General features: G+C 41.1%; 18 protein-coding genes. 14 read left to right on the top strand and 4 right to left on the bottom strand.

Annotated features, from left to right (window positions below; translation table 11 throughout):
- The first annotated feature begins 60 nt into the window (after positions 1–60).
- From ABD985_RS12920 to ABD985_RS12905, 4 genes are all read left to right on the top strand, one after another.
- Positions 61–1,725 (top strand): formate--tetrahydrofolate ligase, encoded by a 1,665-nt coding sequence (locus tag ABD985_RS12920; protein ID WP_345372352.1) that lies wholly within the window; start codon positions 61–63, stop codon positions 1,723–1,725.
- A 565-nt stretch (positions 1,726–2,290) separates the two neighbouring features.
- The gene (locus ABD985_RS12915; RefSeq protein WP_345372350.1) at positions 2,291–3,049 is read left to right on the top strand and encodes a cytochrome c oxidase subunit 3; all 759 of its coding nucleotides are present in this window, start codon (positions 2,291–2,293) and stop codon (positions 3,047–3,049) included.
- Positions 3,050–3,091: 42 nt separating this feature from the next.
- Positions 3,092–3,436 carry a cytochrome C oxidase subunit IV family protein gene (locus ABD985_RS12910; RefSeq protein ID WP_345372348.1) on the top strand — a complete coding sequence of 115 codons (345 nt, stop codon included), beginning with the start codon at positions 3,092–3,094 and terminating at the stop codon, positions 3,434–3,436.
- 152 nt (positions 3,437–3,588) lie between these two features.
- A complete protein-coding gene (locus ABD985_RS12905) occupies positions 3,589–4,266 on the top strand; it encodes an SCO family protein (RefSeq protein WP_345372346.1) in 678 nt (225 codons plus the stop codon).
- 109 nt (positions 4,267–4,375) lie between these two features.
- On the opposite strand, the gene ABD985_RS12900 is transcribed toward ABD985_RS12905, so the two are convergent.
- Complete coding sequence (locus ABD985_RS12900) at positions 4,376–7,378, bottom strand: putative LPS assembly protein LptD (protein ID WP_345372345.1); 3,003 nt, start codon at positions 7,376–7,378, stop codon at positions 4,376–4,378.
- A gap of 469 nt (positions 7,379–7,847) precedes the next feature.
- Between ABD985_RS12900 and ABD985_RS12895 the strand changes: the two genes are divergently transcribed.
- The 6 genes from ABD985_RS12895 to ABD985_RS12870 all read left to right on the top strand — a co-directional run bounded on the left by ABD985_RS12895 (position 7,848) and on the right by ABD985_RS12870 (position 12,778).
- Positions 7,848–8,801, top strand: coding sequence for an MlaD family protein (locus tag ABD985_RS12895; RefSeq protein ID WP_345372343.1), 954 nt, complete (start codon positions 7,848–7,850; stop codon positions 8,799–8,801).
- 6 nt (positions 8,802–8,807) lie between these two features.
- Positions 8,808–9,425 (top strand): hypothetical protein, encoded by a 618-nt coding sequence (locus ABD985_RS12890; RefSeq protein WP_345372342.1) that lies wholly within the window; start codon positions 8,808–8,810, stop codon positions 9,423–9,425.
- A 261-nt stretch (positions 9,426–9,686) separates the two neighbouring features.
- On the top strand, positions 9,687–10,109 hold the full coding sequence (locus ABD985_RS12885) for a Fur family transcriptional regulator (RefSeq protein WP_345372340.1): 423 nt from the start codon (positions 9,687–9,689) through the stop codon (positions 10,107–10,109).
- 381 nt (positions 10,110–10,490) lie between these two features.
- Positions 10,491–11,009, top strand: a complete 519-nt coding sequence (locus ABD985_RS12880; RefSeq protein ID WP_345372339.1) for an RNA polymerase sigma factor — start codon at positions 10,491–10,493, stop codon at positions 11,007–11,009.
- Positions 11,010–11,019: 10 nt separating this feature from the next.
- Positions 11,020–11,808: a hypothetical protein gene (locus tag ABD985_RS12875; protein WP_345372338.1), complete on the top strand. Its 789-nt coding sequence runs from the start codon at positions 11,020–11,022 to the stop codon at positions 11,806–11,808.
- Positions 11,786–12,778: a DUF4097 family beta strand repeat-containing protein gene (locus tag ABD985_RS12870; protein WP_345372336.1), complete on the top strand. Its 993-nt coding sequence runs from the start codon at positions 11,786–11,788 to the stop codon at positions 12,776–12,778. The genes ABD985_RS12875 and ABD985_RS12870 overlap by 23 nt, the downstream gene beginning before the upstream one ends.
- Positions 12,779–12,869: 91 nt before the next feature.
- Here ABD985_RS12870 and ABD985_RS12865 read toward each other — a convergent pair whose 3' ends face one another.
- A complete protein-coding gene (locus tag ABD985_RS12865; RefSeq protein WP_345372334.1) occupies positions 12,870–14,174 on the bottom strand; it encodes a pyridoxal phosphate-dependent aminotransferase in 1,305 nt (434 codons plus the stop codon).
- Positions 14,171–15,592 carry an MptA/MptB family glycosyltransferase gene (locus ABD985_RS12860; RefSeq protein ID WP_345372332.1) on the bottom strand — a complete coding sequence of 474 codons (1,422 nt, stop codon included), beginning with the start codon at positions 15,590–15,592 and terminating at the stop codon, positions 14,171–14,173. The genes ABD985_RS12865 and ABD985_RS12860 overlap by 4 nt, the downstream gene beginning before the upstream one ends.
- A 128-nt stretch (positions 15,593–15,720) precedes the next feature.
- Between ABD985_RS12860 and ABD985_RS12855 the strand changes: the two genes are divergently transcribed.
- Positions 15,721–16,905, top strand: coding sequence for an MFS transporter (locus ABD985_RS12855; RefSeq protein ID WP_345372331.1), 1,185 nt, complete (start codon positions 15,721–15,723; stop codon positions 16,903–16,905).
- Positions 16,906–17,074: 169 nt separating this feature from the next.
- On the opposite strand, the gene ABD985_RS12850 is transcribed toward ABD985_RS12855, so the two are convergent.
- Positions 17,075–17,683, bottom strand: a complete 609-nt coding sequence (locus ABD985_RS12850) for a hypothetical protein (RefSeq protein ID WP_345372330.1) — start codon at positions 17,681–17,683, stop codon at positions 17,075–17,077.
- A gap of 250 nt (positions 17,684–17,933) precedes the next feature.
- Between ABD985_RS12850 and ABD985_RS12845 the strand changes: the two genes are divergently transcribed.
- From ABD985_RS12845 to ABD985_RS12835, 3 genes are all read left to right on the top strand, one after another.
- Complete coding sequence (locus ABD985_RS12845; RefSeq protein WP_345372328.1) at positions 17,934–18,563, top strand: toll/interleukin-1 receptor domain-containing protein; 630 nt, start codon at positions 17,934–17,936, stop codon at positions 18,561–18,563.
- Positions 18,564–18,626: 63 nt separating this feature from the next.
- Positions 18,627–21,551, top strand: coding sequence for a toll/interleukin-1 receptor domain-containing protein (locus ABD985_RS12840; protein ID WP_345372327.1), 2,925 nt, complete (start codon positions 18,627–18,629; stop codon positions 21,549–21,551).
- A gap of 42 nt (positions 21,552–21,593) precedes the next feature.
- On the top strand, positions 21,594–22,724 hold the full coding sequence (locus tag ABD985_RS12835; protein ID WP_345372325.1) for a hypothetical protein: 1,131 nt from the start codon (positions 21,594–21,596) through the stop codon (positions 22,722–22,724).
- Positions 22,725–22,859 lie beyond the last annotated feature (135 nt).

Raw genomic sequence — 22,859 nt, 5'->3', positions numbered from 1 at the left:
ATGAGAGTCGTACCTTCAACCCAACACATACATATACCATTATTTTAACCAACACATAGGATGAAAACTGACAGCCAAATTGCAAGGGAAGCAACCCTTGCGCCAATTCAAGACATCGCCAAAGCAGCAGGTATACCCACAGAAGAACTCTACCCTTTCGGTAAACACATCGCTAAGGTGCCTCATACTTTGGTGGATAAGGATAAAGTAAAACGTTCGAACTTAATACTGGTGACTTCTATTACCCCCACCAAAACTGGAAACGGAAAAACCTTAACCTCCATCGGCTTGACGATGGGCTTACAGAAGCTAGGAAAAAATGCCATTGTAGCCTTAAGGGAACCTTCCTTAGGCCCTTGCTTTGGCGTAAAAGGAGGTGCAGCTGGAGGTGGCTACGCACAAGTTCTGCCAATGGATAAGATCAACCTGCACTTTACGGGAGATTTTCACGCAATTACTTCTGCTCATAATACTATCTCAGCTTTGTTGGACAATTATCAGCATCAGAACCGATTTACAGGGGAACTACTTAAGGAAATCGTCTGGAAAAGGGTATTGGACGTGAATGACCGTAACCTACGTTCTGTAGTGACAGGGGTAGGAGGGAACCCTAATGGGGTAATGGCAGAGACCGGATTTGATATTACGGCAGCCTCTGAGCTGATGGCGATCCTCTGCTTGGCAACAGATCTGGAGGATTTGCGTCGCCGTATTGATGAAATCTTATTGGGATATACCCACGACAATCAACCATTCACTGTAAAAGACTTGGGAGTGGGAGGTGCCGTTGTGGCCTTATTGAAAGAAGCTATAGACCCTAACTTGGTACAGACTTCAGAAGGGACAGCAGCTTTTATCCATGGAGGACCTTTTGCGAATATTGCCCATGGCTGTAACTCAGTCTTGGCAACACAACTGGCGATGACATATGGAGACTATGTAGTTACAGAAGCAGGCTTTGGTGCTGACCTGGGAGCAGAGAAGTTCTTTAATATTAAGTGTCGAATGACGGGGCTAGAACCAAAAGCTACGGTTATCGTTGTAACTGTTCCTGCGCTGAAGCTACATGGAGGGGTGGATGAAAAGCAACTGAAGGAAGAAAATGTGATAGGGGTAGAAAAGGGGCTGGAGAACTTAGCAAAGCACATCGAAAATCTAAAGGCTTTCGGGCAACAAGTGGTTATTGCGATGAATCGTTTTCCCAATGATACAGCGTCGGAATTGAATGTTGTACAACAATGGGCTGAACAGCAACAGATACGTATTGCTATGCTTACCGCATTTGCAAAAGGAGGGGAAGGAGGTAAGGCTTTGGCTACAGAGGTTCTGCAGGCGATTGAGGAAGGAAGTCAGCCTTTGGTATTCAGTTATGATGAAGAAAGTACTTTACCAGAAAAGCTGGATGCCTTGGTGAGAAATATTTACGGAGGAGAAAAGGCCGTACTGGAAGGACATGCCTTGCTAATGCTCAGAAGAATTCGACGTATGGGGTTGGAGCACTTGCCGGTCTGTGTGGCAAAAACACAATTCTCCTTCAGTGATAACGCCAAGGCTACAGGAGTGGCGAAAGGATTTAAGATTGCCTTTGATGATTTGATTATCAATAAGGGGGCAGGGTTTATAGTTGCCAAAGCAGGAACGATTATGCGTATGCCGGGCTTGCCAAAGGTTCCTTCGGCAATGCAGATTGAGGTAGTCGATGGGGAGATTGAAGGGTTATCTTGAAAGGTAAAAGATAAAAGATAAGAGGTAAGAGGTAAAAGGTATAAAGGAGACTGCTTACTTTTTACTCTAATGATACAATGTAGGCCCTTGTCCTACAGACCGTGCCTGAGGCACAATACCGTAAACTTAAGCTAAATACTAGTCCTAGAGAGGACGCAAAGACCAGTGCTGCACGTTGAGAAGGAACAGTACTGCAAAATCTCAACGTGCGAAGCACATCTCAATGGAGCGCAGCTCCACTCAACGGCACGCAGTGCCCTCAACAAAGCGGGTTGGTAGTATGATGGTGATTTATTCCATCTTAATTAAAGCGATATTTCCCAGAAGGTTACTGAATTTGATAATTCCGAGATTATGGGATTTCAGGGGAGGTATTGAAAAAGTGTTTAAAAGGCTCATAATCAGGGTTTATGTAATGTTTTTTCATTTAAATATGATAAAAATCATTAAGAAATGTTGACTTAATGCATAAACTCCCGTTTTTTTGTGGCTGAATTAATGGAATATATGGGAATATTCTAGTTTTCTGTACGCAAAATCATAATTTTAAATAACTTTTTCTAATATGTCATCAACTGCAACACTTGCAAAGACCTCTGCGCAAAACATTTGGGGGGGAGGTAAAGAGCCGATGAAAGCCAGTTATGGAAAACTAATGATGTGGTTTTTCTTGCTTTCGGATGCTTTTACATTTTCGGCGTTTTTGATCGCTTACGGTGTAGTAAGATTTATGCACCCAGCATACGAAGGGTCTTTTGATGCCTTCCAATTTGCGACCAGTTCAGAAGATCTGTATTGGCCAATTCCAGAAAAGGTATTCAACGCATTCCCTTTCATGCACGGGATCGACATGCCATTGGTATTCGTAGGGTTGATGACCTTCATTTTGATCTTGAGTAGTGTGACCATGGTACTAGCGGTAGAAGCTGGCCATAGAAAGTCTCAGAAAGAGGTAGAAAAATGGATGCTATGGACTGTAATTGGTGGTATTGTTTTCTTGGGTTGTCAGGCTTGGGAATGGTCTCACTTTATTGCTGGATCAGACGAAGGTGTGATCAGAGACGGTCTTCAGATCTTTGGAGCGAACCTATTGGAGAACCAATATGGACCTCAGCTATTTGCGGATTTCTTCTTCTTCATTACTGGATTCCACGGACTACACGTATTTAGTGGGGTGATCCTAAACATTGTGATTTTCTACAATGTAGTAATGGGAACTTATGAGAAGAGAGGACACTACGAAATGGTAGAGAAAGTAGGACTTTACTGGCACTTTGTAGACCTTGTATGGGTATTCGTATTTACCTTCTTCTACTTGGTGTAATTCGTAAAATTATTGGAGACAATCTTAAAATAACGATACCTTATGGCACAACATGATGCATCGCTTTCTCAGGAAGAGATCAAAAAAGCGAACGTAAAGAAAATATGGACCGTAGCCGGTATTCTGGCATTGGTGACCACAATCGAATTTATTTTGGCATTTGCTTGGCCTGACGGCATGGATAGAACAATGTTGAACATCTTGTTCATCCTATTGACGTTGGTAAAAGCCTTCTATATCGTTGCTGAGTTTATGCACTTGAAGCACGAAGTGAAGTCTTTGATGTGGGCAGTGATCTTGCCAATGGCCTTCTTAGGTTGGTTGTTGGTAGCACTTTGGAAAGAAGGACAAGAGATTGTAGACGCAATCCTTGCAATCTTTGCATAAGGTCTAGAGTAGCAATTGCTATTTATCATAATGGTTTAGTAACTTTGCACAGCAAGTTGCTAAACCATTTTTTATTTCTGGAAGTTTACTCTCAAAGTATAGTTCCAGAAGGGGATACTTGCCGTGCAATGAACTACTAAACAAACAAGCAGATGAAAACAGCAGTAAAGGTTACGATTTTAGCAATAGCATTTGGGATTCCCATCCTGATCTTATTATACCTTAATATTTTTGGAGAAAACCAGTACGAGTTGGAGATGATTAATCCCACGGAATTGAAAGTATACTCCATGAAGGCGGTGAACTGTGAGCCTAATGAAGTGGATAGCATTCACCGTATACCAGACTTTGCCTTTATTAATCAAGATCGTGACACTGTGACAGCTGCTGACTATGAAGGAAAGATTTATGTTGCGGACTTTTTCTTTGCGACTTGTCCCGATATCTGTAAGATCATGACCAATGAGTTGATTCGTGTGCAGCAACGTTATAAAGAGAATCCGGATATCAAGATTCTGGCACATACCGTCACTCCTGATAAGGATACCCCGGAAGTATTAAAGGCCTATGCTGAAAACTACAGGGCAGACTTGAATATGTGGAATTTTGTGACAGGAGAGAAGGAAGCAATTTACGAGCAGGCACGTTGTGGTTACTTTGTAGTGGCAAAGCCTGACGAGAGCAATCCAAATGATTTTATTCACAGTGATAAGCTCATTCTGGTAGATAAAGAGAAGCGTATCCGTGGTTATTATAGTGGTACAGACCCTGAGGATGTAGATCGCTTGATTACGGAGATAGCGTTATTGTTGAAAGAATACGAGAAATAAATTAGTTAGGAGTTAGGAGTTAGGAGTTAGGAGTTAGAAATTATTATTAGTTTACTTTTTTGAAAGTCAAACTCCAAACTCCAAACTCCAAACTCCAAACTCCAAACTCTTAAAACAGCGGCCTTCTACTCTGTCGCTGCCATTTCAAGTCTTGCAGTACCGATGACTTCACGTTAATATTGATGCTATAGCTTTGGTTTCGACCGAAGGGTACCCAGTTTAAGGTCATTTGCCAGCAGTGAAGGTCACGATTGATATTGATTTGGGTAGAGGTAAACTCATTTTCCTCAATATCATAAGCTGTAGTATATCCCACCTTCCATTTCGGAGTAAGACTAAGATCACCTCTCAATCGAATATTTTGTGTAGGTCTAAGCTCTTGTAGACCTGTTCGGCTAATGTTATAGATATAGTTGACGCTTAAGCTCCAGGGTACCTCAAAGTTGATGTAATCACTTGGATTACGGCGTATATCTTCAATGATTAACTCTTCGGTTTGATTCTTCGGTTCGTATTCCTCCAATTTTTCTTCCGCTTTGTCTTGAAAGTTCTTTGGAGAGAAGCGAGCACCGATAGAGATGTTCATCTGTGTTAATCGAGCCAACTTCCCTTCTGTTCCTAATAAGAAATCATTGGTTTTTACAGAAGAAAGGATTGTTTCCTCTCCCGTAATAGGGTCTACAGAGATGGAGGTCGGTACATAGCGGTAAGGATCAAAGGTACTGGCAAAGCTGACGTCAAAGATATTGAATAAGCGAGTACGTGCTCTCAATGATATATTGGAGAGGTTCAGGGAGTCTCTAGCAAAATCATAGGATGAACTAAGGGAGAGGTCATCCACTAGTTTGATCTTCTCTGCTTTTTCTTCATCTTCCTTCCTCTTTTTCTTTAACTCAAACTGGTTGGATACGCTAAAACTCATATTGGCACTTTGACCTACTGAAGGACTTCCTCCTAAAGCACCAGAAGAACGCCATACCTGAGAAGAAGAACCGTTTTCATTGGTTTGTACCTCTTGGTAAAAGTCAAAATCCGGAGATCCAAAGTCTGGACGGAAGCTCATACTGACTGTTGGACGAATCGCTTGTCGAAGTCTGGCACCATTCGTAAAGTCATAGAACATATACATGTTGGTACTAACGGAAGCACTTGTACTGAACTCATAATAGCGAGCAAAGGAAGAAATAGTGTCTACTTCCACGGCTCCTTCTGCACCATTCCAGGTATAATCATACTTGTTTGGAACCCAGTACTCAGTATAGTTGGCAGACGGAGTGACGTTGAAATACTTGAGTACGGTGAAGTTGGTCGATATAGGAATGTTATGGGTAATATTATATCGGAAGTCGTCAATATAATCCCCAAAGTTCAGGAACAAGTCTGGTAACAATTCATCTTCCCCTAGGCCCGCATTGGGATCGATCTCTGTGTCATTTTGAACAACAGGAAAAGGAAAACTAGAAGTCGGAGGGTCGTTGGTGATTTCTCCATTGAAACGTCCCGTATAAGATAAGTTAAGTTGTGATAAAATATTCTGACTTCTTTTAAATAGTCCTGCAAAAGGTCGAATTCTACTTAAAGCAACACTTAAATCGGGGTTGATACTAGCTTCTCCTGTCGTTAGGTTTTGGTTGTGACGTAAACTACTGTTGGCGGATAAAGTGGCATTGCCAATAGTGAAGTTATTAGAGTATCGAATACTGGAGTTGGTAGAGGCCTGTACCCTGTCGTTGACATCGTAGGAGTTGTTTTGGTTAAAGTTACTAGAGGCCAAATTGACACTAGCACTGAAGCGGGAAGATCCATACGTTTGTTGAGTGTGACTCCATATCAGGCGATAATCCTTGGAGGTTGTGGAAGTACCGTCATCTTGTTGCCTAATATTATTCGCATAGTCAAAGCCAAAGTTTCCTGAAAAACTATAGCGTTTACGGTAATTGACCTTAGAGGATACATTCCAGCTTCCTAGGGTGAAAATAGATCCTGTAAGGGTTAGTGTCACATAATCATTAATTCCCCAGAAGAAGCCACCATTCTCTAGCGCAAACCCTCTTTCCCTAAATTCTCCATACCCTGGTAAGATAATCCCAGAGGAACGTTTGTTTTGTGCTGGAAATAGTCCCAAAGGAAAGCCAATAGGCAGTGGAATCTCGTTAAGCTCAAACAAGAAAGGTCCAGTCACGTAGTGTTTACGAGGAACAATTTTCATGCGTTTACTTCGGATGCCGTAATGTGGATGCTCCAGTGTACAGGTAGTATAGACGTTGTCCTCCATATAGATAGACTCCTTAGGGGTCTTCTTGATGACACCACTCTGGATAATGGCATCTCCTTCTTCGGTTACAATCCCCTTGATAATCCCTTTATTGGTTTTGTAGTTGAAGAGCATTTCGTTGGCATTGTAAGTCTTGCCGCTTTCCTTGAAGACGGGACGTTCTACGTAATTCCCGACAGAGTCAGTGATACCATAAGCTTTGACTGTAGAGGTAGTATAAGCCATTTCAATTTGGCCGGCCTTGAGTTCTCGTTCTCCAAAAACCACCTTGGCATTTCCTGTAAGGTACATGAGCTGTCGCTTGAAGTCCAGACGGCTACTATCAGAGTCATAATCGATCCCCGTATCCAATAAGCCTTTAGGTTTTTCCAGAGCTCCGGCACCTCCTTTTTTGAATTTATCGAATAGCTCATGGACTTGCTCAGGGCCTTCTAAAGCTGCTTCTTCATTAAATTCATAAGCAATATCGACCAGGTACTCAAAAACGGGGTCTTCAGGAGTAAACTCTTCCCATAGCGATTGGTCCTCAGCCAGCAAGGCTTTGTCTAGTTTGATGAATGCCTGCACCCTTTGTTCTTCGGCCATCTCTTCCATGAGATCTAGTTTATAACGATCCCCTCGGAATATAGGCTTGTTGGCAAAGTTCCCTAAGCCGACACTTAATTGTTTCAGTGATTCATTATCGGCCTTTTTATTCATTTCCTTTACCGTAAGGTATAACTCACGAACGGCAGCTTTTACTTTGGCGGTATCTTGCTCTTGCGTAATGACAATATCATTACTTGTTGTTGTGGAAAAAGTAGAGGCATTGGAGAAGCCAATAGAAAGTAGGGTCATCCCCCACATGAGTAAGGTGACTTTGATAATGTTAAGTTGAGGAAGCAATCTCAAGTTCGTTATGGATGATCTATGAAAAAGTAAAACTCTCAAACCTTTTACTGGTAGTTTTAGTAGTATATATGTTCTTAGCTGAAGAGGTAATTAGACGAAAGGTCTGACTTACACAAGAAATTCTCTTTTTAATTAACGAATTTAACACAAGCTAGGAGATTTAGCACAATATTCGCACTTGAATCATTAATAAATGTAAATCTAAAGGGAGGTGGGTAGGAATATTTTTTTAAAAAATTGAAAATTATACCTTAAATCTGTTTATATATTCGAAACCCTTTTAAATTGCAATTTCGTATAACTACATGATGTGCTTTCTGGAAAAGACCAAATAAAGGTACATCGTATAAGAAGTGAACAGATAGAACCAGAAAGTAAAAAGCTAAGAATTAGTCATAAAAAACTATAACCAGACGTGACGAAAGAGATCAAAGTTGGAGTGTTTACCCTGATTGCTGGGGCAATCCTATATATCGGATTTAATTTTTTGAAAGGTGTGGATGTATTTTCATCAGAGAACACTTACTATGTGGTCTATGATAATGCAGCAGGGTTATTGGAATCCAATACCGTTCAGCTCAATGGTTTTCAGGTGGGAACTGTAAGAGATATTAAAATTTTACAAGACAAAGGAAATAAGATAGGAGTAGAGATCGCTATTGATAAGGCTTTGCGCTTACCTAAAAATACCGTAGCGAAATTATCGGATAACGGTCTTTTGGGAGAGAAAATGGTGGATCTTGATATTCCTCAATCCAAAGGAAATGTCACCTACTTAGAAGGTGGTGATTATATCAAAGGAGAGATTGAAGAGAATATATTGTCTTCTATCCAAAAGAAGGCAGATCCTTTGATTGGCTCTTTGAAAGTAACCATGGATAGCGTGCAGCAGATGATGGAGATCTATGCTCAGGTTGGATTGGAAGCACAAAAGACATTAGTGACCACACAGCAACTGATGGCCGCAAATCAATATAAAATTAATCAAACTGTCTCAGGACTACACCTATTAGTGGATAACCTGAATAAGGATATTCCTGCACTGATGAATAATATTAATTCGATTACCGATACGGTGAAAAGTGCGCAGTTGAGTGAGACGATCGCTTCAACCAATGAAACATTGAAATCTTTGCAATCCACACTGAAGGCTGTCAATGAAGGAGAGGGGACCCTGGGCAAGCTTATGAAAGAGGAAGCATTGCATGATGAGATGTTGACAACTATGAAAGATCTGGATGCTTTGTTAATTGACTTTAGAGAATACCCTAAACGATACGTGCACTTCTCGATCTTTGGAAAAAAACACATTCCATATAAAGGAGAGGAGACTGCACAAGAAACGGAAAACGTTAAATCAACTAAATAATTCAACATGACTGGAAGTGAACTGATTGCTCTTGTCAGAGAAAAGGAAGTAATGCAGGCGATTATGGACCTGAAAAAAGACTTCCTTAAAGTAGATGATAATTTTATGGATATGGGAGATTCTGAGTTTATTTCTCTTATCCTCTTGGCTCCTTCTATTGGAGTAGCCCTTGCCAACGGAAGTGTAAGTCTTTTTGAGGAGCTTACCTTGAACAAAAAAGCAAGAAAGTTGTCCAGAAGAAGCTTTTTCTTAAATTCTGATCCTATTACCCCTGCCGTAGAATACTTGATTAAGAATTTCCCTGAGTGGGAAGATCGCTTCTATGAAGTAATCAAGGTGACCATGCACTCTTCCCTAAAGAAGAATAATGTGATTCTGGAAACACTGAAAAACCCAGACGCATTAACGGGAGATATCAAAAGGGATATCCTGAATGCGCCTTTTATCTTTGTGAAGTTTCTTTCTTTCCTATTCCTGGAAGAAGATGATGACCTGATCAATGAGCGTACCATTAACAAGGTAGAGTTGGAGAAAATTTTGGAGATTGGTCGTAAACTAGAAATTGATAACGTGCCAATTTTTGAGGCATTCTGTTATACGTTTACCGTAAGGGAGAATAAGTAATATCTTGCGATTATCGTAAACGAAAAAAGATCACCACCAAGGTGATCTTTTTTCGTTTAGGCAGTTTTTAAGATCTTTTCTACCTTTGTACATATGGTGTGTCAGGTTCATCTTGCCATAGGTTGTTGCTTATCGTTTATATTTTTTAAGGGATGAACAATAAACGAATAAGATAGTTCCAACCTTGATGACCATAGAGTAGGTAGTCATTTGATTAGTGATCACCTTATACCTTTTACTTATTACCTTTTACCTTAAGCCATGTCTTCTTCCATCGATATATTGAACGATTTTTCTTTGAGACGTACTGCAAGCCGTACGCAGATTCTGGATATTTTCACCAAGCATAAGGAGGCGCTCTCTGAGAATGACCTTGAGCTGAGAATAAATGGAATGTGTGATCGGGCAACGATCTATCGTACCCTAAAAACCTTTACAGAAAAAGGGATTCTGCATAAAGTGATTGATGAGAATAATATTGTAAAGTATGCTCTTTGTGATCATTCTTATTGCTCGGAACGGGAACATAACCATGATCATGTACACTTTAAATGTCAGCAGTGTGGCAAGACGATTTGCATGAATGAGATTGCTATTCAACATGTTAAACTGCCTGTGGGATTTAAAGCCTTAGAAGCTAACTTTTTGGTGATCGGTGTTTGCGACCAATGCAACAATGCGTAAGGGCGCCCCGACTTAAAATATAAGGTAGTAGGTAATAAGTAAAAGGTTCCTTATCCCTTTTTAGTACTTCAGGTTAATCTTGTCGTTGTCTGCGGAATAATATACAGCTTATTGTTTATCGCTTATCGTTTATAAACAATAAGCGATAACCCATTACATGGCGTCTTTAAACATAAAATGCGACTTCTTCAATCTTAACTACTATAGTTACCTTATACCTCCAAACGAACCAACTCATCACTCATCACCCATAATTCATAACTATTCCCTGTTCACTGCCCACTGAACATGCAACCCTTCCAATTTTTTGCGGTCTATTAAAATAGCTCCCTTAGATAAGTACTTAGGGAGTGAAGAAACTTTTGCAACAAATCCACAGACATGTTACCACAGGTTGTCCAACGATGTATGGAAGGGGACCGGAAGGCCCAATATGAATTGTATCAGCAATATGCCAAGGCGATGTTCAATATTTGTGTTCGTATGACCAATAATATTGAGGAGGCGGAGGACTTATTGCAGGAAGCCTTTATCAAGGCATTTGCTAATATCCAATCTTATAAAGGAGATGCCACATTTGGTGCATGGCTCAAGCGTATTGTGGTCAATCAATGTATTAATCATCTCCACAAAAAGAAAGTACAGTTTGACAGTCTGGATGATATGTATCAAGAACCTGCAACGGATACGTCGGAGGTTGATCAGGAACAATATGATATCCATAGAATCCGAGAGGCTATACAGTTGCTTCCAGACGGATATAGGGTAGTCTTTTCTCTTTACTTATTAGAAGGATACGATCATGTGGAAATAGCAGAGGTCTTAGGAATCTCAGTATCTGCCTCCAAGTCACAGTATAGCAGAGCCAAAACAAAGCTGAGACAATTGTTAAACCTTTAACCTTCAGTATATGGATCAGTTGGAGAAATTTATCATCAAACATCAGGAGGCGTTGGAGGTATATACACCATCCTTGATGAGTAGAGAGCGTTTCAACAGTTTGCTGGAAGATGGTTTGTCGGCACAAACCTTTGTGGAAAAGGGTAAACTGAATAAGCAAGAACCTTCTCAATCCTCGTGGCGATCGATTCGGACAACCTTAAGGGATGAGCAATCCTGGGAAGATCACATCAAGGAGCAGCAGAATGCATTGGACGTATTACAGCCTTCAGATAAGTTATGGACAAAGATAGAAGGAGAGTTGCCGGCCTTTGAGAAGACCGATGCTATTCAGGATACAGAAAGTACAGCAACCAAGGAAACAGGGAAGACAATCGCAATAAGTATACGTCAATTATGGCAATATGCTGCGGCTGTGATCTTGGTAGGATTTGGACTGGGGTATACGTTTCAGTTTTGGATGGGAACCGGGCAGTCTCCTATTTTACCAAAGGAGATTGTAGAAGCAGAGCGACATTATACTTCTCTGATAAGTATGAAGCAACGATATGTACAAACCTTGCCTTGTAGTGACCCTCGATTATTGAGTGACTTTGAACAGGAACAACAGTTGCTGGAAGATGGGTTTGATGAGCTTAAACAAGAAGCTGTAGAGCAGCAGGGGGCTCCTATGGTATTAGAGGCAATGATACAGAACCTACAGTTACGAATTGCTTTACTCAATAAGCAAATCAGCATTTTGGAACAATTAAAAAACAACGATAAAGTAGAAGACGATGAAGAAGATATATCTATTTAGTATGCTTTTGCTCTTGGGGGTGATTTCCGCTCAGGCACAAGAAGAACAAACCAAAACCTTTCAGTACAATCATAAGGTAGATAAAAGTGACTTATTGTCGATTGATAACCGTTTCGGGAATGTGGTAATCGCTACAAATGATGGAAAAGAAATTGATATCAAGGTAGAGGTAAAGGCTTGGGCTAGTTCAGCCAAGAAAGCACAAAACATCTTGGATGATATAGAGATTTCAGAAAGTATCTCAGGAGGCAGGTACCTTTATCAAACGACTATACATGGAGGAAATGGCAGTAACAACCGTCAAGGATATGAGATTAATTATCATGTGAAAATGCCGAAAGCATTGGCTTTGGATCTGGAGAATAAGTATGGGAATATTTCTATGGAAGATTATACCGGAAAGCTTAGTCTTGAATTGGGATATGGTCAGCTTTATGCCAAAAAACTGGAAACCGAAGAGTGTAAACTAGAAATTAAGTACAGCAAGGCTTCCATTGACTACTTGAAAGGAGGAAATATAGAGTCTAAATATTGTAGCTCGTTCGATATTCAAGAGGCTGGAAACTTGGACTGGGAGGATAAGTATGGCTCGGCCTCTATTGGTAAAGTTCATCAGCTGAAAGGAGAAAGTGCCTATTCCAAACTAAAGATTGGAGAATTAACAGGTGTGTTGTCTTGGGAAACGGATTATAGTTCGCTTAAGGTGGATCGTATAGCGACATCTTTTACCGATATCCGTGTAGATTCTTCTTATGGAGGAGTGCGTCTTAATTTTGATAAGGATACTGCTTTTGACTTTGCGGTCACTACCAAGTATGGAGGGTTCAGTACTACACTAGAAGGATTGGATATTATGAAGGAATATGAGAAAAATACTAGTGGAGAGTACGAGGGATATAGAAATAAGAAGAATACGGGCAAGAGGGTAGAGGTAGACTCTCGTTACGGAAGTGTCCGTTTCTCAGACTAACATTATTGTTGAGTCCATTACATGGCGTCGGTTACGCCGCTGGTTGAGTGGCACATAGTGCCACTCAACCAGCGGCGTAAGCTGCCTCAACCTAGCTGCAATATTCTTTTACAGCATCCCTTATACGCATAAAAGTTTCTTGCATTAGCTCCTCATCTTCTTCCAAAAGTGTGACTCTAAACCCTTGCAAATCGGAAGCAAAGGAGGACACAGGAACCACACAAACGCCCTTGGAAGCCAAAAGGTAATAGACAAAACGTTTGTCCAAAGGCATATCAGGTTCTTGGGCTAACCACTGTTCCATCAGTTCAGCAACTTCAGGATTGTCAATTTCGATGGACTGCCCTTCTTTTAACGCATCATCTTTGAAGATAATGGTATTGTAGAATGCCCCGTAGGTCTCATTGAAGTAGAGTTGAGGAAGATCTTCCAATAACTCTTTAATTAATTTACTGCGCTTACCAATTTCTTCGTTCATTTCGTTTCGATAGGATTGGTATCGCTCATCTCCCATAATTCTTGGAATGGCCATTTGAGGAAGCTTGGTCGCACAAACCTCAATCATCTTGGCGTTGTCCAAGGTCTGGCACAGCTTTTCAAACTGCTCATCCTTATCTCGATTATAGTACTCCATCCAACCACAACGAGAGCCCGGCCAAGGGAACTCTTTAGAGATTCCTTTCATGGCAATACCGGGAACATCCCCTATGTATTCTGCCAATTGGAAGGCTTCTGCTCCATTGTATGTAATGTTGGAATAGATCTCATCACATACCAGAAACAAGTCAAATTCCTTGGCGATAGCAACAAAGCGCTCCAAGATCTCTTTAGGATAAACCATACCGGTAGGATTATCTGGGTTGATAATCAATATACCTACGATATTGGGGTTATACTTGACCTTAAGGTAAAGGTCATCCATATCAGGATACCAGTTATTCTTAGGGTCAAGCTTATAGGTTAAGGGGTGAGCATTGGCGTGCGCCCCTTCTGCAGAAGAGTGTGTAGAATACGCAGGGGAAGGACCTATGATTCTTGAGGCAGGAATAAGGAACTGATAGAGCTTAGCGATAGCATCTCCTAACCCATTGAAGAATAGGATATCGTTTGCCGTGATTTGAGCACCTCCCAATGCATTGGTACGCTCAGCCAAAAACTGACGCGTTTGTAGTACTCCTTTAGAATGACAGTAGCCGTAGGCTGTATCTTCTTGAGCGAGTTGCTGTATAGTTTCTTTCATCCAGGGAGCCATTTGGTGGTGCTTTTGAAAAGGGTCACCAATATTTTCCCAGTAGATTTTTTGTCCTAGCTGTTGGAGCTGTTCTGCTTTTTTTACGATACCCCGAATCTCGTAACTTAGTTCGTTGGCACCTTGTCGTAGTAATTTCTGTCTCATATGGAGTGTGTTAGTTTAGTAATTTTCTTCTTTAGAGCGGATTCTCCAAATAGAATTACGAAAACTACTAAATATTCCAAAGCGATCAAACCCATATGCTCTTCATAGTTTTGTTGTTGATAAGCATAATAGGAAAGAATGACTAAGGCAGACCATATCAGGGCATACCACTGACGGGTAAAAACACTAAAAAAAACAAGGGTAACAATATACCATGGATGTACAATGGTTGCCATCAGGAAAAAGGCCGTTAAAGCCATTTGCCATCGCTTGATAAGGGTATCGAAGCTGATGGGACGTTTTAAGGCCGTCCAAAAGACAAAAATAACGGTGAATAGAGATAATAATGGTCCGGCTATCTGTATGATATTATATCCCTTTACTTGATAGCCAATGGCTCGGACCACGTAATAAATAGAAGCATTGAACTCAAAACGTTGGAAGTAAAGATCGAGGCTATCCAGAAACCCAAGAAGCATGGAAAGGTCTAGCAAAGGTAGCCATGCAAGTAAGCAGAATACACCCACAGTACTGTAAAAGCGCCAAAGGGTAAGATTTTTTAATACCGTAATAATAGGTTTCATGTAGGTCCTTGCCTGAGGCAAGGGGTCACGGTAGAATACCTTGTATCGCAAAAAGAACGGAAGAAACATCAATGGCAGCAGTTTGGCAGATATAGCCATTGCCAGCCAAAAAGCACTTAGGGTAAATTTTCTTTGGTATAAGTAATAAAGACTTCCACTTAGTCCCAATACCATCCACCCCTCCGGGTGCATATTACCACTGAGCTCGACGATAACCAGTGGGTTTAAGGCGTATAGAAGAATTCGATGGGCAGGAAGTGATAATTGATGCAATAACTGATAGATAAAGTAAAAGCTTAGTAACTCTGCTAGCAGGTACGTTGCCTTCATAAACAGAGTACTGTAGAATACATCTCCAGAAGAATAGAAGAGTCCTCCAAACCAAAACCACAATTGGCATAAGGGGGGGTAGATCGAAAAGTAGTCTGGGGAGTTAAGCTGTTCAAAGAGAAAGGTATCCAATCCTTCTGCTGGTGAAAGTGTCTGCATCCAGAAGGAGGGAGTGTGGTGAAAAGGATTCTCTCCAGCCTGTAGGAGCAAGCCGTCCCATAAGTAACGATAGAGGTCATCCGAAAGCCCCGGAACGGCGGGAAGTAATAGAACCCGAAAGGCAATACTACTGAAGAGAAGTATTTTCCAATCTGTTTTTTGAATAAGTAGAAAGGCGTACATTAGAAATAAGCCTCCCCATATACTGGAAAGAAGTAGGAAGTTTGTTCGTTCGACTTCATAGCCTAATTGATAATAACCCCAAGTGGAAAGAAGTAAAAAGACACCGGTGAGCATTGCTTTTCCTGTGCCAAATAATTTTAATAAAGGAGAAGAGATGTTCATCAAAAAAAAACCTTTTAGGTTTGTGTTAGTTCACTACAGTCTATACTGTTTTGTAGTAAAGGTAGCAAGATTATTGTATTCTCGTTGCTTTTGCTTTTTATTGATTAGCGAGACCATTTCATAATTTTATGTCACTCACAAAAAAAGAGTTATTCAACCTCTACCTACTGGCAGGGGTTAGTTTTACCAATATATTAGATTTTATGGTGATGATGCCGTTAGGACATGAGTTCCAGACGCGCTTCTCCTTGACGCCTCCCATGTGGAGTATGGTTATATCCTCTTATACTTTTGCGGCAGGAATCTCAGGGCTGGTCTCTATATTTTTTATAGATCGTATCGAGCGTAAGAAGTTTTTGTTAATGCTCTACGGAGGCTTTCTGGTAGGAACATTGGGGTGTGCTTTTGCCTTTGATTATTACTCCTTGATGGGTGCCAGGGCATTTACAGGAGTATTTGGAGGGATTATCAATGCCTTATTGTTTGCCATTATCGGAGATATGATTGTTCCACAGTTGAGAGGGAGAGCCATGGGGATTTTGATGATGGGCTTTTCTGGAGCTTCAGCATTGGGAGTGCCTTTTGGATTGTACTTTGGGGTGACTTTTTCCTGGAGAGTGCCTTTTATTAGTATTGTCTTGATTGGTATGGTGATTTGGGTATTGTTGTATCGTAACCTACCGACGATGCCTCATATCAGTCAGGCTGCTCGGGATACCGTAAAGGAACTGAAGAAAATGTTGAAAAATAGCAATCAATTGATTGCACTGGGAGCGATATTCCTTTTGTTCTTTGGACACTTTATTGTGATTCCTTTTCTAGCCCCTTATATGGTGGTGAATGTGGGTTTTAAGGAGCAAGATCTTACCTGGATTTATTTGATTGGAGGAATTGCAACCATCTTTAGTTCTCCATTGGTGGGGAAACTTTCGGACGATTACGGGAAGTTTAAAATGGTAGCACTTCTTTCGTTGACGGCTATGATTCCTATGTGGTTGGTGACCCATTTGGAGCCTACCCCTATTCCTTTAGTGTTATTTTATACAACATTGTTCTTTGTTAGTGGTAGTCGCTTTATACCTAGTAATGCATTGGTGTTGAGTACAGCTCCCCCTCAACAGAGAGGCGTATTCATGAGTGTGCGTACAGCCATGCAACAGTTTGCTTCTGCATCAGCCTCTTTCCTGGCAGGGTTTATTGTTACGATGAGTGCAGAGGGTTTTTATCAGAACTATGAAGTGACGGGATATCTTGCGATTGGGATTACGTTCCTTTCTGCAATTGCCTTGAAAATGATTCAGGAAAAATATTAGTAGCATCACCCTCGTCCCAGGCGCAATGCCGTGAACTTAAGCCGAAAGTAAAAAGGTAGAAACTGGTCGTAGCGTCCACGCTACGACCTGCAGCGGGTTTGCACTACGTTCTCTATATGTACTATTTCCTTAAGTTGAAGACATTATGCCACGTAAGCAACTTCAACAGTCACGGAGCAATAGAGGAGGTACTTTCTTCGCAGATGATGATCTTCTGTGCAGTTTCCTGATAATTGGAAAACCAAAGGATCGCATACTTTTCTCCAATGGATAACCCTATACTCTTCCATTCTATTGCAGACCAATTTTTTTGATTTAATACCATAGTCATTGCTTGACTGGATGTTTTCAGTTGATGGATGACCTCTTGTGCATTCATATTTTCCTCATGTAAGGAAAGCACCACCTCAAATCCTTTCGCTGGGTAATCGATCAGTTCATGAGGTTTGCTGATAACACAGGACCAATCAGGTTTAGAGGCTTCGATACAACAGTTAGTAACTCCTTCTACCTGATACCAGCTATAAGGTAAACAGGGGCCTTCGGGTACATGATTCAAGTTGAGATCGGCGAGGTGTGTTTGAGCAACATAGGTCAATCCCTGGGCGTATTGTAATACGGGTAAATCTTGCTTGCTGCGTATTTCATTGATAAGAAAAATAAGTTTATGGTCTTCTTTACTGATACAAGTATTGGTATAGGATTGTCCTTTTAACGTATGGAAACAGAGACAATAGAGTAGCGTTAGTAAAACAGTATGATGGGTCGGGTAACTCATGGCAATTGTCAATCTATTAGTTTGGCGTTATAGTGATCTTTGATTTGTTCTTTTGTAAAAGTAATAAATAAGAAGGCAGATATATTATTACGTTAGACTAAAGTCAAAAATATATCTTTTGCAAGAATGCTATTGTAGTATAACAAGGCTTTGTGTAACTTGCTGAATAATCATCAGATTGCTTGCTAATTAAAACCAACAGAGCCGACCGCAGTGCGTGCATTTTTTAGAAGGATAAACCTCAAAAACTATGGTAGCTGTAGAAACCAATAAAACGAACATACTACTTAGGGATGTCTTCATTTCTTATGGGAGAGGGGAGAGTATGGCCCTTGTTGCTCGCCTACATCAACAATTGATGTTGGAAGGCGTCAATGTGTGGTTTGATAAGGTGAATATTGCCCATGGGGAAGATTATCAGTTGCAGATTGACCATGGTATTGAACGGGCTGATAACTTTATTTTTGTAATAGCCCCCCATTCTATCCGTTCTATTTATTGCCTGATTGAGTTGGGACATGCCATTAAGTTTGGGAAAAGAATTATTCCTATTGTGCATGTGATGCCAGACTCAGGCGATTGGAAGCATGCCGTGAATGAATTGAGGGCAGAAGGAAAAGCTTCACAGGCTAAGGAGGTGGAGAGTTGGCTAGAGGTATTATCCAAGACGGACTGGATCTATGCCAGGGAGCATTTGGGAGATATAAAAGTGTATAACCAATGGAGAGAAGATTATGAAAACCATTGGAAAAAGCACGATAACCTAGTTTACCTGAATGAATGGAAATGCCCTATTCAATGGAGTGTGATTGATGAACTTGAGGGGGTCATTCAGAAAATAGAAAGTATTATAAAGGTTGAGCAGGCTTATGTTCAATAGCATACCCGTATTCTAGAGAAAGCCATTAGCTGGCTGGAAAATAGCAAGGACCCCTCTTTCCTATTGGTAGGACAAGAGCGTATGGAGGCTGAGAAATGGCTATTGCATAAGTTTGATGCAATTACAGTTCCTTGTGTACCTTCGGAGTTGCATACATTCTATCTGGCAGAGAGTCGTAAGAATGGCGAAAACCTTTATACTGATGCCTTTATCTCTTACTCTAGAAAGGTATCCTCCAAGATGCAGGAAGTGCGAGCTTTTTTGCATCGTCATTTAGTGACCACCTGGATAGACCAAGAGGATATTCCTAAAGGAGAATCTTATAATGATGAGGTACAGAAGGGGATTGAGCAAGCCGACACTTTTGTGTTTTTGATTTCTCCGGAAACCATAGCTTCAGAGGCTTGTCAGAAGGAGTTGCGTTACGCTTTTCTTTTACAAAAGAAAGTGATCCCGGTGATGGTAAAAAATACTCCGGATGAGGAGTTACCTAAACCTATTCGGGATTTACAATATATTGATTGGAAGATGCAGAAAGAGTCCTTGCCAATAGAGCTATTGGAAGACAAGGATTACTTGAATCAGCATAAGCATATCTTGATCCAGGCCCTAAAATGGGAGAAGCTTAATCACAATAATGCTATTCTATTGAGAGGGCATGCACTGGATCGTGCCTTGGATTGGCTGGAAGGAGCTAAAGACCGAAAGAAGAACAAGCCTACCAAAATACAGAGAGACTTTATTCTGGAAAGCGACCAGAAACGTAATGAACTGGATTATGAGGTATTTATCTCTTATTCCAGAAAAGATAGCCGTTTTGTTAGACAGCTAAATAATGACCTGGAGGAAAGGGGAAAGACCACCTGGTTTGACCAAGAGAATATTCCTACTGGAGCCAAAGATTTCTGGGAAGAGATCAAAAAGGGAATTGCAGCATCCATGAACTACCTTTTTGTGATTTCTCCTGATTCTATTAATTCTGAGTATTGTGTACAGGAGGTGGAATATGCGGCATCCTTAGGGAAGCGTATCATTACCATTAATTATGAGGATGCTGACATAGAGCAGTTCCCGAAGCAATTAAAGTCAATCAATTGGATTGATTTTTCTAATGTGGATAATTATATCAGTGCTTTTGGACAGCTGATCCGGGAACTGGATACAGACCGTGACTATGTTAGTATGCATAGCTATTGGGATAGAAAAGCGAGGGAGTGGGAGGAAGCAACCCGTAACCCAGCTTTATTGTTGAGAGGAGTGATCGGTCGGGAGGCATGGAACTGGATGGTAGAGGCCAGTAAGGCAGAGAAACGTCCTAGAGTGACTAAACTACAGCGGGAGTTTATACAGGCCAGTCATCGAGAAAGTCGAAAGAATAGACGCTTGCGTTTTGCCGCCATCGGAAACGTCGTCTTTATGGTACTGGCCGTAATCTTTGCAGTATATGCTTTTGCTCAAGTGGTGGAGCTGGAAGAGGAAAAAGAATTGGTATTAATTGAGAAAGAAAAAGCTGAACAAGCAGAGCAACGGGCAGAAGAGGCTCGTTTGAGGGCACTGCAGGCGAAGTATACGTCGGATTCCTTGCGACTAGTGGCAGAGTCGCATGCGATGCTAGCAGAAAGGCAGAAGGAAGAGGCGGATCGCCAACGGGCTTATGCACTCAGAAAAAGTCAACAGGCTGATTCCTTGCGATTAATAGCTATGCAGAGTGCTGAACGGGCCACTTTTAATGAGCAAACCGCTAAAGGCGCTTTAAAGAAGGCACAGCAGGTAACGGAAGAGATTCAGAAGTATAGGCAATTATCGGTAGCGCAAAACATGATGCTTCGTGCTCCGGATATGGAAGATCAACATGTGCGCAGTAGCTTGGCTAGACAAGCTTACGTAGCTTATCAATTGTTGGGAGGGAAAGGCAGTGATAGTGATGCCTATAGAAGCTTGAGGTCTGCCTTGAAGATACAAGAAGTGCCGCTTTCTGAAAATATGGCGGAGCTTAAGCATCCGGTACAAGCGATGGTACTGGGGAAAGGGGAAGAGGTTTTTGTCGCATCTGAGGATGAAAGACTTTATCGTTTAAATGAGAATAAAGAAACGCTTCTTAAGGACAAAAATGTAACCTCCTTGGCCTATGATCCTTTTCAGGATAAACTATTTATAGCTACCAGGGAAGGAGATATTTATACGGTAAAAGGAAATGATAAACCAGAGCGTATCCTGAGTAAGTTTAAAGAATCTATCATCTCTATTGCGCAGGAAAATGAGCAGTCGTTATTGTTGTTAAGTGCTGAAGGAATCTTGTATCGCTTTGACCTTGCTGGAAGGGAGTGGAGTATAATAGATATTCATGCAAAAGGAGAGAAAGTAACAGACTTGGCGGTATCTCCTAATGGAACATGGGCTTATTGTACACAAGAAGGTACCGTAGAAGTGATTTCTCCTGATAGTACCTCTCAATGGGTGAAAGTGAAGCATAGGCTTTGGAATATAGCCCTTCCACCTCATGCCAATGAGGTGACGTTTGCTTCTGTAGAAGGGAGAATGTATCAAGGAATGCTTGGGAGGAAGAAAATGCTTATCAAACCATTTTCCAAAGGACACCTGTCCATGATCAGTGACCTGCGTTACAGCGATAGTGGCGAGTATCTGGCAAGTGCGGGATATGATCGTACCGTACGCATATGGAAGGCCGATGAGCCTAAGGAGAGAGCCATTGAAATCGATGATTTTGATAATTGGATTCATCAGGTGGCTTTTAGTCCAGATGAGGAGAGAGTATTTATCGGGACGAATAGTGGAGCGGTAAATGTCGTAGAGGTGAGGTTGGATCGTCTGTTTTATAAGCTGAATGAAGTTTCTTCTGATACATTAACAGAACAAGAATGGGAAGAGTATGTGGGGTCGGAGTACAGTGAGATGTTTCGGGCAGGAGCCGTAGAAGGAAGTCAGGAGAAGGATCCGGATGAAGTCAATTTACAAACAGGACTATAAGGTAGTCTTGCCAATAGATGGTTTAAAGAGATATAACCAATTATGAGAGCATTATTTTTGTTGCTGGTTTTGGGAATGACTTTTCCATTAGCAGCGAATGCACAAACAATTTTACAAAAGGCAGAAGGATATTACTATGGAGGAAACTTTGATAAAGTATGCTCCCTATTAGAAGGTAAGAAATTTGAAAAAGGCAAAGAAGTCAAAGCCTTAGAGCTATTGGCTAAAGCCCATCTGGAGATGCGTCGTTATCAACAGGCCGATTCAGCAGCTTACCTTATCCTAAAGCAGGACCCTTATTATTTTCCAACGGAGGAAGGGAAACACCAGTTGAGTTATGCGAAACTATTTAATCGATATAACCGATATCCTTTCTTTGAGCTAGGTATGTCTTTAGGGGTTGGTTTATCTCGTACAATACATTTCAATAAAGTATTATCAGCCAGTGTCGTGGATATAGAGGTATCCGAAGGACAGTGGTTGTCGATTGATAGAGAAGATTCGGATCGTGTAACTAGCCAGCATCCTACATTTGAATGGGGACTTTTGGGAACATGGAGGTTGAGAGATAAACATAAATTAAGGCTTATGGGGAGTTTCCAGCGTTTGTCTTATACAGAAGCTTATGTAGAGTATATTGATGTAGATGAACGCTATTTTATGGAGGTAGAAAAGTCTATGTCAGAGTCACAAGATGCCTTGGGTTTATCAACATTTTATATCTATGAGCCCTCTTGGTCGGTAAATGATCGCAGCAGCTATTATCTCTTGGGAGGTATGGGACTGAAGGCCGTTTTTGCAGAACAGAGTATATTGTCCATGGATTACTCCGATGAGCAGAACTTTTTTATCTCCTCTGTAAGTATTGACAACGAAGATGTATACCTTAACTTACCACGTAAAAAGTATCTTACGGAAGCTAAATTGGGAGTAGGATATAAGCGTAAACTATATAAAGAATGGTCGGTAGCTGCGGAGCTGCTGTTACATTTTGGGTTAAACAATAACCTTTCTGACAGCGAGCAGGTACAGGTATTGGAGAATAGACCTAGTTTATATGAGCAGATGTTGACTATGGGAGACTATCGCCCTGAGGTATACGTAGAAGATCCTTTTAGGGTGGCTTATGCGACGATCAATATCGTATTGCAACGAGATTTCTTTAAGCCGTAGTTTTTGTTCATGATGTTTAGGTGAGCTTCGCTCTTTCATAATGTTTAGTTGAACTGTTGCATTTCAACAGCTTGCTGTTGAGTTGAATCAATAAACAAATCAACTCACCTAAACATTATGAACGAGCGAAGCTCA

The sequence above is a fragment of the Algivirga pacifica genome, from assembly GCF_039543525.1.
Classification (GTDB): Bacteria; Bacteroidota; Bacteroidia; order Cytophagales; family Flammeovirgaceae; genus Algivirga; species Algivirga pacifica.
This window is presented reverse-complemented; position numbering and strand designations above follow the sequence as displayed.